The 12,953-nt window shown below is 69.3% G+C and carries 12 protein-coding genes; 8 read left to right on the top strand and 4 right to left on the bottom strand.

Translation table 11 applies throughout. The annotated features are described in order from the left end of the window. Nucleotides 1–5: 5 nt before the first annotated feature. Nucleotides 6–2,147: a sensor histidine kinase gene (locus HNR51_RS01970; RefSeq protein ID WP_182553818.1), complete on the bottom strand. Its 2,142-nt coding sequence runs from the start codon at nt 2,145–2,147 to the stop codon at nt 6–8. Nucleotides 2,148–2,246: 99 nt separating this feature from the next. After that, nucleotides 2,247–2,561, bottom strand: coding sequence for an Rdx family protein (locus HNR51_RS01965; protein WP_012453890.1), 315 nt, complete (start codon nt 2,559–2,561; stop codon nt 2,247–2,249). 448 nt (nt 2,562–3,009) lie between these two features. Between HNR51_RS01965 and HNR51_RS01960 the strand changes: the two genes are divergently transcribed. From HNR51_RS01960 to HNR51_RS01930, 7 genes are all read left to right on the top strand, one after another. Further along, entirely contained in the window at nt 3,010–3,645 is a 636-nt protein-coding gene (locus HNR51_RS01960) for a LemA family protein (RefSeq protein ID WP_141951215.1), read from the top strand. A 39-nt stretch (nt 3,646–3,684) separates the two neighbouring features. After that, on the top strand, nt 3,685–4,473 hold the full coding sequence (locus HNR51_RS01955; RefSeq protein WP_182553817.1) for a TPM domain-containing protein: 789 nt from the start codon (nt 3,685–3,687) through the stop codon (nt 4,471–4,473). After that, nucleotides 4,463–5,089 carry a TPM domain-containing protein gene (locus HNR51_RS01950; RefSeq protein WP_182553816.1) on the top strand — a complete coding sequence of 209 codons (627 nt, stop codon included), beginning with the start codon at nt 4,463–4,465 and terminating at the stop codon, nt 5,087–5,089. The genes HNR51_RS01955 and HNR51_RS01950 overlap by 11 nt, the downstream gene beginning before the upstream one ends. Before the next feature lie 296 nt (nt 5,090–5,385). Continuing rightward, a complete protein-coding gene (locus HNR51_RS01945) occupies nt 5,386–7,443 on the top strand; it encodes a carbon starvation CstA family protein (RefSeq protein ID WP_141951213.1) in 2,058 nt (685 codons plus the stop codon). A 7-nt stretch (nt 7,444–7,450) separates the two neighbouring features. Further along, a complete protein-coding gene (locus HNR51_RS01940) occupies nt 7,451–7,684 on the top strand; it encodes a YbdD/YjiX family protein (RefSeq protein ID WP_012453885.1) in 234 nt (77 codons plus the stop codon). Nucleotides 7,685–8,325: 641 nt separating this feature from the next. Continuing rightward, nucleotides 8,326–9,615: a YjgN family protein gene (locus HNR51_RS01935; RefSeq protein WP_182553815.1), complete on the top strand. Its 1,290-nt coding sequence runs from the start codon at nt 8,326–8,328 to the stop codon at nt 9,613–9,615. Between the two features lie 7 nt (nt 9,616–9,622). Next, entirely contained in the window at nt 9,623–10,744 is a 1,122-nt protein-coding gene (locus HNR51_RS01930; RefSeq protein ID WP_182553814.1) for a M48 family metallopeptidase, read from the top strand. A gap of 97 nt (nt 10,745–10,841) precedes the next feature. Here the strand turns inward: HNR51_RS01930 and HNR51_RS01925 are convergent, their stop codons facing one another. Both HNR51_RS01925 and ndk read right to left on the bottom strand, forming a co-directional pair. Continuing rightward, nucleotides 10,842–11,225: a hypothetical protein gene (locus HNR51_RS01925; protein WP_012453882.1), complete on the bottom strand. Its 384-nt coding sequence runs from the start codon at nt 11,223–11,225 to the stop codon at nt 10,842–10,844. Between the two features lie 182 nt (nt 11,226–11,407). After that, a complete protein-coding gene (gene ndk / locus HNR51_RS01920; RefSeq protein WP_012453881.1) occupies nt 11,408–11,830 on the bottom strand; it encodes a nucleoside-diphosphate kinase in 423 nt (140 codons plus the stop codon). 336 nt (nt 11,831–12,166) lie between these two features. On the opposite strand from ndk, the gene HNR51_RS01915 reads away from it, so the two are divergent. Beyond that, entirely contained in the window at nt 12,167–12,706 is a 540-nt protein-coding gene (locus tag HNR51_RS01915; protein ID WP_182553813.1) for a DUF2147 domain-containing protein, read from the top strand. Nucleotides 12,707–12,953 lie beyond the last annotated feature (247 nt).

Raw genomic sequence — 12,953 nt, 5'->3', positions numbered from 1 at the left:
CGCGCTCAGCCCGCCAGCGGCAGCGGCTTCGTCGCGGCGAGCTGCGTGCCGCCCTTGCGCTCCAGGAGGCCCGGCGGCGGCACCGGCGCCTCGATGATGCAGACCACCCCGTCCGGCTCGTAGAGCAGCTCGACCCGCCCCGCGAGTTCGCGGGCGAGGCTGCGCTCGATCAGGCGGGAGCCGAAGCCGCGGCGGGTCGGCGGCGTGACCGGCGGACCGCCGCTCTCGCTCCAGCGCAGGGAGAGGGACAGTTCCGGCCGGCGCTGCACGGTCCAGGTGATCGTCACCCGCCCGCCTTCCTTGGACAGGGCGCCGTACTTCACGGCGTTGGTGCCGAGTTCGTGCAGCGCCATGGCGATGGACAGCGCCAGCCGCGGCGCGAGCCGCAGGCGCGGGCCGGACACGGCGAAGCGCGATTCCTGGCCCTCGCCCGCCTCCAGGGGACGGATCGCATCGGCCACCACGGTCTTCAGCTCGGCGCCTTCCCAGCTCTCGCGGGTGAGCACGTCATGGGCGCGGGCGAGCGCCAGCAGCCGCGCCTCGAACGCGGCCTTGGCCGACTGCGCCTCCTCTCCCTCGAGGCCGCGCAGCGATTGCATCGCGATCGACTGGACGGTGGCGAGCGTGTTCTTCACCCGGTGGTTCAGCTCGTTGATGAGGAGGCGCAGGTGCTCCTCGGCGCGCTTGGCATCGGTGACGTCGACGTTGCATCCGGTGAAGCCGAGGAAGGTGCCGTGGTCGTCGAGCCGCGGCACGCCTTCGCAGCGCAGCCAGCGGATCTCGCCGTTGCGATCGACCACCCGCATCTCCGCCCGGAACGGACGCCGGTGCTCGAACGCCTCCCGGAACGTCGCCTGGAAGGCCGGCAGGTCCGGCGGGTGCACGATCGACTCCCACCCGCCGCCGGCCATCTCCGCGGCGGGGCGCCCGAACAGGTGGTCGAAATGCATGTTGGCGAAGACCACCTCGGCGGTCTCGTCGGTCATCCAGATCAGGGCCGGCGCCGAATCGGCCATGTGGCGGAAGCGTGCCTCGCTCTCGCTGAGCGCCGCGAGGCCGCGCTGGGTCTCGGCGAGCGCGCGGTCGCGCTCCTCGCTGCGGGTGCGCAGCCGCAGGGAGGCCTCTGAGAGCACGTCGGCGAGGCGGCGGATCTCGTGGATCGGCGAGGCGACCCGCGGGATCGCCTGCCCCCGGGCGAGCGCCGGCCCCGAGGCGGCGAGCTGGCGCAGCGGCTTCGAAACCCGCGACCACAGATGCACCGCGAGCACCGAGGAGGTGGCGAGCACGAGAAGTCCGAAGCCGCCGAAGGCCCAGATCCAGCGCCGCAGCCGCGCCTCGACCAGTTCGCGCGGGATGCTCGCCGCCACGGTCCAGCCGTTGAGCCGCGAGCGCGCCTCCACCACGGTGACGTGCTTGAAGTCGCGGTCGCGCCCTTCCCAGACGCCGGGGGTGCCCGTTGCCGTCTGGCGCAGGGTCGCGAGCCGCGGCTGCCCGACCACGCCCGGCAGATCGGGCAGCCGCGCGAGCACGATGCCGTCCCGGTCCGAGACGCCGGTGACCCAGCCCCGGACCTGCTCGCGGCCGAGGATGCCGCCGATGCGGTTCAGGGGCACCGAGAAGCTGAGGATGAAGGCGGTCGCGTCGTCGATCCGCACCGGCACCGCCACGGCGTAATGCGCCTGATCCGGCATGGCGCCCGCGAGATAGCCGGTGACCATGGAGCGCTGGCCGCTGTCGATGAGCTCGCGGTCGATGGGCAGCGTGCTGACCGGCAGGGGCGCCCCCGGCTTGAGGGCGGTGTTGACGATCTGCTGGCCGTCCGGTCGGCGCAACAGGAGATCGAGCCCGACCGCCTCGCGCACGAGGCGGGCTTGGTTCTCGAAATTGGCGAACTCGCCGTCCTTGAGCCGCGGCGAGGTGGCGAGCGTCTGCAGCACCGAGACGAGCCCGGCGGTGTCGCGGTCGATCGACAGGGCGATGCCGCGCACGTTCTCCCGCGCATCCTGCTCGAAGCGGGCGCGCTCGGTGGCGGCATAGCGGGTCAGCAGGATCGCGGTGAAGATCAGGCCGGGGCCGATCAGGGCGATCACGAGCATGATCAGGTAGAACTGCGTGGAGAAGCCACGCTGGCCGAGCCGGGAAAGCATGCGTCGGATCAAGGCGTCCCGCGGCTTCGCGCGCCGAAGGGTTTGCGTTGGCGCGCGCCCATCATGCCCCAACGCGGGCATGCGTGCCAACTGCCTGGCTCAGCCCTCCCGCCCGGCCCGATCGACATGGCCGAGATCCCGCCCCGGATCGAGCCGGTCCCGGACCCGTTGCTTGAGCGCCTTCACATCGGGAAAGCCGCCGTCGCGCACCCGTTCCCAGATCACCTCTCCCTCGACCTCGATCACGAACACCCCGCCGGTGCCGGGCCGAAGGGCGACCTCGCCGAGATCGTCGCGGAAGGTGGAGAGCAGTTCCTGTGCCATCCAGGCGGCCCGCAGGAGCCACTGGCACTGGGTGCAGTAGGTGATGGCGATGCGGGGGCGGATGGGTGGCGGATCGGGAGCATCGCTCATGAGGGGATAGCGCTTTCCACGAAGGCGGGCCCGCGAGGGCAAGTCCAAGAAGGCAAGCCTGCGAAGGCAGGTGTTCTCACGTGCTTCGGTCGTCCGGCGGACCTCGATCAAACCGCCGGAACATCCGCACGATCAGACAACACCACCATCGCCGTGTGGCAGCAAGGCCGTGACCGCTCCCGCAACCGGTTGCCGCTCCATCGGAGGCCGGCCCTGTCCGGCACGATCGAACGACGCCTCGATCGCCGACGCTCCGGTGCATGCCCCGGCCGGAACCGCCTCGCGGCCATGGGTCCGGCCCGTGCGGTCGGCACGGCTACGATTGGCCTGCGCCCGGCCCTTCCCGCAGCGGCGGGCCGCCCCTATCTCCGAACCAAGCCCTGCCGCCAAGCTCATTCGAGCTCATTCAAGCTCGTTTCGGACAAGCTCGTCCCGGAGATCGCCCGCCATGTCCCTCTCCCTCAGCCCCACGGCACCGGCCCGAACCTCCGTCCTCGGCCGGATCGTCTCCGCGCTCGCGGCGCTCTGGCTGGCGACCTGTCTGTCGGGGTGCGGGGCGATCAACCGGGTGCCGACCCTGGAGGAACAGGCGAAATCGGCCTGGAGCGAGGTGCAGAACCAGTACCAGCGCCGGGCCGACCTGATCCCGAACCTCGTCGAGACCGTGAAGGGCTACGCCAAGCAGGAGCAGGAGACCCTGACCCGGGTGACGGAGGCCCGGGCCAAGGCGACCAGCATCCAGGTCGACGCCTCGACGGTCAGCGATCCGGAGAAGTTCAAGCAGTTCCAGGACGCGCAGAACCAGCTCTCGGGGGCGCTCGGGCGGCTGCTCGCCTCGGTCGAGGCCTATCCGGATCTCAAGTCCAACCAGAACTTCCTGGCGCTGCAATCGCAGCTCGAAGGGACGGAGAACCGCATCGCCGTGGCGCGGCGCGACTACATCCAAACGGTTCAGGCCTACAACACCGAGATCCGCACCATCCCCGGCCGCTGGATCGCCTCGTGGTTCTATCCCGAGGCCAAGCCGATGGAGACCTTCACCTCGACGCCGGGCGCCGAGCGGGCGCCGAATGTGAAGTTTTAGCGCCCGCCCGCCGGGACAGGCTCAAGACAGGCTTCGGTGATGGCGCCGTCTCAGCGGATCCTTGGGTCTTCCGCCCGCGGCCTGTGGCCGGCCCTGTCGCTCGCGCTGCTGCTCCTGGCTGTCCTCACCGGACTCGCCGCCGCGGCCGAGCCCGACTTCCCCAAGCTCACCGGGCGGGTGGTGGATGCCGCCGGCATCCTGTCGCCGGAGGCGCGGACGCGGATCGACGGCAAGATCAAGGCGCACGAGGACCGAACCGGCGACCAGCTTGTGGTCGCCACCGTGCCGAGTCTTCAGGATCTCACCGTCGAGGACTACGCCAACCGCCTCGCCCGAGCCTGGGGCATCGGCCAGAAGAAGACCAATAACGGCGTGCTGCTGCTCGTCGCCCCCAAGGAGCGCAAGGTCCGCATCGAGGTCGGCTACGGGCTCGAAGGCGCGCTGACCGATGCGCTGTCGAAGACCATCATCACCACGGCGATCACGCCGCGCTTCCGCCAGGGCGACTTTTCCGGCGGGGTCGAGGCGGGCGTGGACGCGATCCTGCCGATCCTCGCGGGCGATGCCGACGAGTGGCAGCGCCGGGCGCCGGTGCGGGAGGATACGGTCGATCCCGTCACGGTGATCTTCTGGATTGTCGTCATCATCGCCCTCGTCATCGTGCTGTCGCGGATGAACGGCGGCGGGCGGCGCGGACGCGGCGGCGGCTTCGTCGTGATCCCGGGGCCGTCCGGCGGATGGAGCGGCGGCTTCTCCGACGGCGGCGGCGGAGGCTTCTCCGGTGGGGGCGGCTCGTTCGGTGGCGGAGGAGCGTCCGGTGACTGGTAGCGCGACGATCCTGAGCGCCGCTGAGCGGGAGCGGATCGCCGCCGCCATCGGCCGGGCGGAGGCCGGAACCTCGGGCGAGATCGTGGTGCTGGTGGCGGCCAGCGCCGGCCTCTACCGCTCCCCCGGTCTCGCCCTGGCGCTGGCCGTCGCCCTCGCGCTTCCCTGGCCCCTGATCCTGCTCACCGATCTCGGCGCCGGTGAGATTGCGCTGACCCAGGCGCTCGCCGTCCTCGCCACCCTCCTGCTGACCTTGAACGAGCGCCTGCGCGTTGCGCTCACCCCGCGGCACTGGCAGCGCGAGCGTGCCCACGCCGCCGCCCGCCGCGAGTTCTTCGCCCACGGCCTGACCGGCACGCGGGGGCGCACGGGCGTCCTCGTCTACGTCTCACGCGCCGAACGCTACGCTGAGATCGTCGCCGACAAGGGCGTGCGTGTCCGCATCGCGGACGCGCAGTGGCGCACGATCGTGGCCGATCTGCTCGGCGCGGCCGGGCGCGATGCCTTGGGGGACGGTCTCGTCGCCGCGGTGGAGCAGGTCGGGACGGTTCTCAAGGCCGAGTTGCCCGGCACGCGCGGCGACAACCAGCTTCCCAACCGCGTGATCGTCCTCGATTAGGGCAGGAGGCGCCGGAGCGCGCACTCACGCCTCACGTAGCGCAAACCAGCGTCTCCCGACTGCGTCAAGAATGCGCGCGACCGAAATCAACCAGAAGTCGCCGCGAGCGGTGCCGTCGTCGCAAAGGTCTAATCCTGCGGCCCATGTAACGTGAAGTGGCAGATGTCACTGCAGAGGTTGATGGATCCTGGGCCTGTGTGGTCTCCGCAACTGGCATCACGGAGAAAATTGCGCCAAACAGAGCCACGAAGGCCGCCTGCATCAAGAATGCGGCCGATGACGGAGTGAGGCGTCACATGGGCGCGATACAGAAACACGGGCCTTGGGCCCTGGTCGGGGCATTGGGTGCCGCGGCACTGGCGGTGGTGGCCACCGAGCGTGGCGAGTCGATCAACGCGCTGTGGGTCGTCGTGGCCGCGGTCTGCGTCTACCTGATCGGCTACCGCTACTACTCCCTCTTCATCGCCGACAAGGTGATGCGCCTCGATCCGAAGCGGGAGACCCCGGCCCACCGTCACAATGACGGCCTCGACTACGTCCCCACCAACAAGACCGTGCTGTTCGGCCACCACTTCGCGGCGATCGCGGGCGCGGGCCCGCTCGTCGGCCCGGTGCTCGCGGCCCAGATGGGCTACCTGCCCGGCATGCTCTGGATCCTTGCCGGCGTCGTGCTCGCGGGCGCGGTGCAGGATTTCATGATCCTGTTCATCTCGATGCGCCGCGACGGGCGCTCGCTCGGCGAACTGATCCGGGCCGAACTCGGCGTGATCCCCGGCGTGATCGCCCTGTTCGGCACCTTCATGATCATGGTGATCCTGCTGGCCGTGCTGGCGATGATCGTGGTCAAGGCCCTGGCCGAGAGCCCCTGGGGCACTTTCACGGTCGCGGCCACGATCCCGATCGCGATCTTGATGGGCCTCTACGCCCGCTACATCCGGCCGGGTAAGATCGGCGAGGTCTCGATCCTCGGCTTCGTCCTGCTGATGGCCGCGATCATCGGCGGCGGCCAGATCAACGAGCACCCGACCTGGGGCCCGGCCTTCACCTTCACCGGCACCCAGCTCACCTGGATGCTGATCGGCTACGGCTTCGTCGCCTCGATCCTGCCGGTGTGGCTGCTGCTCGCCCCGCGCGACTACCTCTCGACCTTCCTCAAGATCGGCACCATCGTCGGCCTCGCGCTCGGCATCGTCGTCGTCGCCCCGCACATGCAGATGCCGGCGATGACGAAGTTCGTGGACGGCACCGGCCCGGTCTGGGCGGGCTCCCTGTTCCCGTTCCTGTTCATCACCATCGCCTGCGGCGCGGTATCGGGCTTCCATGCCCTGATCTCGTCGGGCACGACCCCGAAGCTCGTCAACAACGAGATGGACACCCGCTTCATCGGCTACGGCGGCATGCTGATGGAGAGCTTCGTCGCGATCATGGCGCTGGTCGCCGCGAGCGTGATCGATCCGGGCGTCTACTTCACCATGAACTCGCCCGGCGCCCTGCTCGGCGCCACGCCGGAGACCGCGGCGGCGGCGGTGACGAAGCTCGGCTTCCCCATCGCGCCGGAGGTGATCGCCCAGACCGCCAAGGACGTGGGTGAGCACTCGATCATCTCCCGCACCGGCGGCGCGCCGACCCTGGCGGTGGGCATGGCCCACATCATCTCCTCCGCCATCGGCGGCAAGACGATGATGGCCTTCTGGTACCACTTCGCCATCCTGTTCGAGGCGCTCTTCATCCTCACCGCGGTGGATGCGGGCACGCGCGCCGGCCGCTTCATGCTGCAGGATCTGCTCGGCCTGATCTCGCCACGCTTCAAGGATACCGCGTCCTGGGGGCCGAGCGTGGTCGCGACGGCCCTCTGCGTCGCGGCCTGGGGCTACTTCCTCTACCAGGGCGTCACCGATCCCCTCGGCGGCATCTACACCCTCTGGCCGCTGTTCGGCATCTCCAATCAGATGCTGGCGGCCGTGGCGCTGACGCTCGCCACGGTGGTCATCTTCAAGATGAAGCGCGAGCGCTACGCCTTCGTCACGATCATCCCGACGGTCTGGCTCTGCATCTGCACCCTGACCGCCGGCTGGCAGAAGATCTTCTCGCCCGACCCGAAGATCGGCTTCCTCAGCCACGCCGACCGCTTCTCGGCGGCGATCGCCGAGGGGAAGGTGCTCGGACCGGCCAAGAACATGAACGACATGCACAAGATCGTCTTCAACGACCGGATCGACGCGGCCCTTGCCGTGTTCTTCGTCGGCCTCGTCGTGGCGATCGTCGTCTTCGGCGTAATGGCCTGCATCAAGGCCTATCGCGCCGACCGCTGGACGGCGCTGGAAGCCGATCCCAAACTCGCCCCGGCAGAGTGAGGCCGACATGACCAGCCCCGCCGCGTCGCCGCAGAACTTTCGTGATCGCCTCCGGGCCTTCAACAAGTGCGTCTGCGACGGCGCGCGGCTGATGGTGGGTCAGGGCGATTACGGGACCTACGTCGCGCACATCACCAAGACCCATCCCGACCAAGCGCCGATGACCGAGCGCGAGTTCTTCCGCAATCGCGAGAACGCCCGCTTCGGCGTCGGCAACACCTCCGGCTTCCGCTGCTGCTGAAGTCGGGGCAGGCCGCCGAAGGGGACGGTCAGCCGGCCGACCATGACCACGATCGAGAACGCCGGGCGCCTTGAACAGGCCCCGGTGTTTTTCGTTTGCGCACTCCGTCTGCCGTTCAGTTCCGCGCGTCAGCGAGGCGGCCGAGTTTCGAAGCCAGCCATCTCTCGGTCCGGCAACCATGACAGGGCTCATGCCGAGCCGCTGTGCCTGCGGCCTCGATACAGGCCGCTCCGGCTCTCGCCCGGCAGACGTCGTGGGATTGTCCGTTCAGGCATGGTTCGAGACCGAACGATCACGTGGCGCCTCGGCATGAGGAGCGGGGTGCCACACTGAGGATACGCCTTCGGGCGGGCTGTCACATCGCCCCCCCAGCGTTTCGGCGTCCGAACCGAGCCCCTCGGCGCCACCGAACGTTCGGCGTGCGGAAGGGCCTTCCGTGCAGATCGGCAACCTGCTCGGTTCCGGCACAACGCGGACGGAGCGGTTTTCACGTGAAATTAACGATGAACATCGCTGAAGCCGGCCGGTGGTCTTCGGCTCGTCTTGTTGATCGCATTTCGCGACGCGGCGATTGTGCGCGCCACCCCGTTGCAACGCCTATGAGGCAGCTTCTAGTCTCCCCGCGACGAGGGGGACTGACAATGAACCAATTCGACGGTGTGCCGAGCCCGGCTCCGGCACGAACGGGTGACATCGCGTTCGACCGGCGGACACAGGGGCTGACCGGCATCGTGGTCAAGGGCTTCCTGCTCTCGCTGGTGACCTTCTCGATCTACCGGTTCTGGTACATTACCAACCTGCGGCGCTACTTCTGGAGCCGCACCGTCGTGGCCGGCAGCCCGGCCGAGTATCTCGGCACCGGCAAGGAGCTCTTTCTCGGCTTCCTCGTCGCGCTCGCTGTTCTGGTGCCGGTCTACATCGTCCTGTTCGTCGTCGGATTGCTGAGCCCGATCCTGGCCACGCTCGCCGCGCCGATCTCCTTCATTGGCCTGTTCGTGCTCGGGCAATACGCGCTGTTCCGGGGCCGGCGATACCGGGCCTCGCGCACGCGCTGGCGCGGCATCCGCCTGGGTCAGGACGGGTCGGGCTTCGCCTATGCGGGCCTCGCCAGCCTGTGGTGGCTCGGGACGATCCTCAGCCTCGGCCTGGCCTTCCCCTTCATGCGTGCGGCGCTGGAGCGCTACCGCATCGACCACACCCTGGTCGGCCAGAGCCGGATGCGCTCGACCGCGACGGGGCGTTCGATCCTGCTGCCCTGGATGATGTTCTACATCGTCGCGCTGCTGCCGACCCTGCTGAGCATCCTGGCGCTGCTGGCGGCAACCGGCTTCGACATCCCCAGCGACCTGCTGATCCAGGATCCGGCGAACGAGAAGAGCAATCTCATCTTCAACCCGGCCTACGAGGACACCCCGTTCGCCTCCTACGGCGCCGCCGTCGTGATCGCCGCCTCCGTCTCGATCCCGCTGGCGCTGCTGCTGATCCCCTATTACCGGGCCCGCGAGACCCGCGCCTTTTTCAACGCGGCCCATCTCGGCGAGGCGCGGCTGACCTCCTCGCTCAAGGCCCGTCGGTTCTACGTCCCCTACCTCGTCTACATGCTGGCGGTGATCGGCTTCATCCTTGTGCTGGGCATCATCTTCGCCCTGCTCGTGCCGCTGATCGCCACGGACGGGCAGAATCCCGGCATCCACGCCTTCGTCATCGCTTCGACCGTGCTGCTCTATCTCGGCGCGATCCTCGGCACGAACGTGCTCTACGTCCGCATCGTCACCGTGCGCCTGTGGCACGCGGTGGCGGCGACGACGCAGATCGAGAACCTGCCGGCGCTGGAAGCGGTGCTCGCCTCGACCCGCGCCCCGGCCAGCGGCCTTAACGAGGGACTGGCCGACGCGCTCGATGTCGGCGGCGCCCTCGAGATCGGGTTCTAGGATCGCGATGGAGGCCATCACCACTGCGGGCACGTTCTTCGACGGAATCAGCGCCCGGCCCAGACCGGTGACGCTGCGGCTGACCTTCCGGCTCGAAATCCTCGGCGAAGACGTCACCCGCGACTGGAGCCTGCTCGACCTGCGCGCCACGGATGCCGCCTCGCCCGTGATGCGGATCAGCCACGCGCAGGGGGCGGAGAGCGCCGAGTTCACCGACGCCGCCTTCGCGGAGGCGCTGAAGGCGCGCTGCCCCGACCTGGGCCGGGCCGAGCGTGAAGGCGGCCTGACCCGCCTCGTGCTCTGGTCGATCGCGGCGGGGGTGTCCGTGCTGCTGACGGCGATCTACGGCGTACCGGCGGCCTCGAACCTGATCGCGCCGCTGGTGCCGCGGGCAATCGAGGCACAGCTCGGACGCAGCGTCGAGACGCAGATCGTGAGCCTGCTCGGCGATCCGCCGCTCTGCGACGAGAACGCCGCGCGGGCGGTGCTCGACCGGCTGGCGGCTCGGCTCGCGGAGGGCATGGCCTTGCCGGAGAGGCCGCAGGTGAGCGTGCGCCGTCACACGGTCGCGAACGCCCTCGCCCTGCCCGGCGGCCGGGTGATCCTGCTTTCCGACATCATCGCCAAGGCGCGGACCGGTGACGAACTCGCCGGCATCCTCGCCCACGAATTCGGTCATGTCGCCGCCCGCGACCCGATGCGCTCGGTGATCACGGCGGGCGGCACCTCGTTCCTGCTGAGCCTGGTGCTCGGCGACCTCACCGGCTCAACGGTGCTGGTGACGATCGGGCAGGCGGCGATCTCGGCCGGCTATTCCCGCGACGCGGAACGGGCGGCGGATGCCTATGCGGTGACGGCGGTGAAGCGGGCAGGCGGCGACGGGGCGGCGCTGGCGGCGATCCTGGAACGCATCACCAAGGCGGATGACGAGAAGCCGGATGCGATCGCGTTCCTGCGCTCCCACCCGTTCACGGCGGAGCGGGCGGCGCGGATCCGTTCGCTGGCGGGAGAGAAGCCGGCTGGATCAGGCATCCTGTCGGAAGCCGAGTGGCAGAGCGTCCAGGGCGTCTGCCCGAAGCCGGCCAAGCCGGATGACGGCAAGAAGGCTGCGCCGACCGAAAAGCTGTAAATCGTGGTTTCGAAAGGTCGAGACCTTGTCAAAGGTGCAGGGCAGAGCCCCGCCAATCATGCAGCGGGACGGCGCGTTGCGCCGCCCCGTCACCGGATCAGACGATCGGACGCGGCAGCTTGCAGCTGTCGAGCGCACCCAGCGCCTTCGCGCGGGCCGTGTCGTTGAAGTAGCCGGTGGTGCGGTAGGAGGCGATCTCGTCCTTGTCGAGGGCGGAGAGCGTGCGCTCGGCGTAGCAGCCGCAGGGGGCCGCGAGCGTCTCTTCGGCGACCTTCTGGAACTTGGCCTGGGTGACGGTGCAGGCGTGGCGCACGCGGCCCGTGAGGTTGCTCTTCGAGGCGGTCTTCAGTGCCGGATCGGGCACGTAGCCTTCCAGCGAGGTGTACTGCGTCGAGCGCCCGGCGGAGTTGCAGGCGGCGAGCAGGGAGACGAGGCCGGCCGCGACGAGCAGGCGGCCGGTGCGCGAAAACGTGGGGCGCATGGAGCGAAAATCCGGAGAGAGACGGGAAATCGTCGATCGTCTGCGTTCTTCGGTCCGCCCGCCCCGCGCCGCTAGGGCAGGAGAGTCACACTCGGCCGGATTGCAGCGCGCGGGTCAGCCTCGCGCAAGCTTGAGCGTGTTTCTCGCCGGCCCCGCGAGCCGGGACCGGCGAGCGTCGGGCCTTACGCGGCGATGTCGGCGTCGGTGAAGAACTGCGCGATCTCGATCTTGGCGTTGTCGGCGCTGTCCGAGCCGTGGACAGTGTTCTCGCCGACCGATTCCGCGAACTGCTTGCGGATGGTGCCGTCGGCGGCCTGGGCCGGGTTCGTGGCGCCCATCACCTCACGGTACTTGGCGACGGCGTTCTCGCCCTCGAGCACCTGCACGACCACGGGGCCGGAGGTCATGAACTCGACGAGTTCGCCGAAGAACGGGCGCTCCTTGTGCACCTCGTAGAACTTCTCCGCCTGCGCGCGGGTCATCCGGATGCGGCGCTGGCCGACGATGCGCAGGCCGGCGGCCTCGATCACGGCGTTGACCGCGCCGGTGATGTTACGGCGGGTCGCGTCGGGCTTGAGGATGGAGAAGGTGCGCTCGTTGGCCATGGGTCCGGTCCGGTTCGTTGGAGAAAGGGGTCGCGCGACGCGCTGGATTGAGGCGGCTCGGATGCCGCTCGGAGGGCTGCCGGCGCGCCGGGCTTATAGCGGCGGAGCGGTAGCCCCTCAACCGACCGGCGAACCGGCATCGCCGCGGCGGGCCGGCGCGGGGCAAGCGCGGCCTTTTTCCGGCCCGGCCATGGCTTCAGCGCAACACTGCCGAAAAATCGCCGGAATGCGAGGGCTGAGTCGGGGGACGGTTCGCCTGCCCCGGCTCGCCGCCGGGGCGATCCCCTCTCCGCAAGCCTCAAGCCCCTCATCGGGCCCAGCCTCAGGAGCCATCGCATGCGTATCGCCTTCGGCCTTGCCGCTCTTCTCGCCTCCAACCTCCTGGCCGCGAACACGGCCTTCGCAGCCCCCAAGGATCTCTCCGGAACCTGGCTGACCGGCGATGGCCGCGCCAAGATCCGCATCGATCGCTGCGGCCCGAACGGCGGCAACGCCTGCGGCAAGGTGGTCTGGCTGAAAGCCCCGGTCGACGAGGCCGGCGCGCCGCGCACCGACGTGAAGAATCCCGACCCGAAGAAGCGGGCGCGCCCGATCATCGGTCTGTCGCTCCTCGACAACCTCAAGCCGGAGGACGATGGCTTCGCTGGCGAAATCTACAACGCCGACGAGGGCAAGATCTATCAGGTCAGCCTCGCCCGTGAGAGCGAGGGCGAGCTGAACGTGCAGGGCTGCATGCTCAAGGTGCTGTGCGGCTCGCAGACCTGGACCCGCGTGCCGGACGTGAACCAGCAGGCTGCCGCGGCCCCGGTGGAGGCGCCGACCAAGAAGACCGTCAAGGCCGCTCCGGCCAAGGCGCCCGCCGCCCCGGCCCAGTGACGCGCCGGGCCCTTGGATGGCCCCTAGGGAAAGCACATGGAAAAAGGGCGCGCCGTTTTCGGGCGCGCCCAGAAGTTGACCTAACCTGATGGGGGTCCAGGTCCACGAAAGCTAGCGCCAAGCTTCACCGCGGCAAGAGGGGCATTCAGGGGCTGATCCCACTCTTCCGGGGGACTTGCGGGGGACTCGACCGGTTCAGAGCCCTGCCTCGTCGCCGGCGTCCTTCGGCCGGTGCTCCGGCGTCTGT

Source organism: Methylorubrum thiocyanatum (assembly GCA_014138645.1).
In the GTDB taxonomy this organism is placed as follows: domain Bacteria; phylum Pseudomonadota; class Alphaproteobacteria; order Rhizobiales; family Beijerinckiaceae; genus Methylobacterium; species Methylobacterium thiocyanatum.
This window is presented reverse-complemented; position numbering and strand designations above follow the sequence as displayed.

What these genes read in the sequence shown, in the direction of transcription:
- HNR51_RS01970 (WP_182553818.1), bottom strand. Translation starts at nt 2,147, where the DNA reads ATGCTTTCCCGGCTCGGCCAGCGTGGCTTCTCCACGCAGTTCTACCTG.
- HNR51_RS01965 (WP_012453890.1), bottom strand. Translation starts at nt 2,561, where the DNA reads ATGAGCGATGCTCCCGATCCGCCACCCATCCGCCCCCGCATCGCCATC.
- HNR51_RS01960 (WP_141951215.1), top strand. Translation starts at nt 3,010, where the DNA reads ATGTCCCTCTCCCTCAGCCCCACGGCACCGGCCCGAACCTCCGTCCTC.
- HNR51_RS01955 (WP_182553817.1), top strand. Translation starts at nt 3,685, where the DNA reads ATGGCGCCGTCTCAGCGGATCCTTGGGTCTTCCGCCCGCGGCCTGTGG.
- HNR51_RS01945 (WP_141951213.1), top strand. Translation starts at nt 5,386, where the DNA reads ATGGGCGCGATACAGAAACACGGGCCTTGGGCCCTGGTCGGGGCATTG.
- HNR51_RS01940 (WP_012453885.1), top strand. Translation starts at nt 7,451, where the DNA reads ATGACCAGCCCCGCCGCGTCGCCGCAGAACTTTCGTGATCGCCTCCGG.
- HNR51_RS01935 (WP_182553815.1), top strand. Translation starts at nt 8,326, where the DNA reads ATGAACCAATTCGACGGTGTGCCGAGCCCGGCTCCGGCACGAACGGGT.
- HNR51_RS01930 (WP_182553814.1), top strand. Translation starts at nt 9,623, where the DNA reads ATGGAGGCCATCACCACTGCGGGCACGTTCTTCGACGGAATCAGCGCC.
- HNR51_RS01925 (WP_012453882.1), bottom strand. Translation starts at nt 11,225, where the DNA reads ATGCGCCCCACGTTTTCGCGCACCGGCCGCCTGCTCGTCGCGGCCGGC.
- ndk (WP_012453881.1), bottom strand. Translation starts at nt 11,830, where the DNA reads ATGGCCAACGAGCGCACCTTCTCCATCCTCAAGCCCGACGCGACCCGC.
- HNR51_RS01915 (WP_182553813.1), top strand. Translation starts at nt 12,167, where the DNA reads ATGCGTATCGCCTTCGGCCTTGCCGCTCTTCTCGCCTCCAACCTCCTG.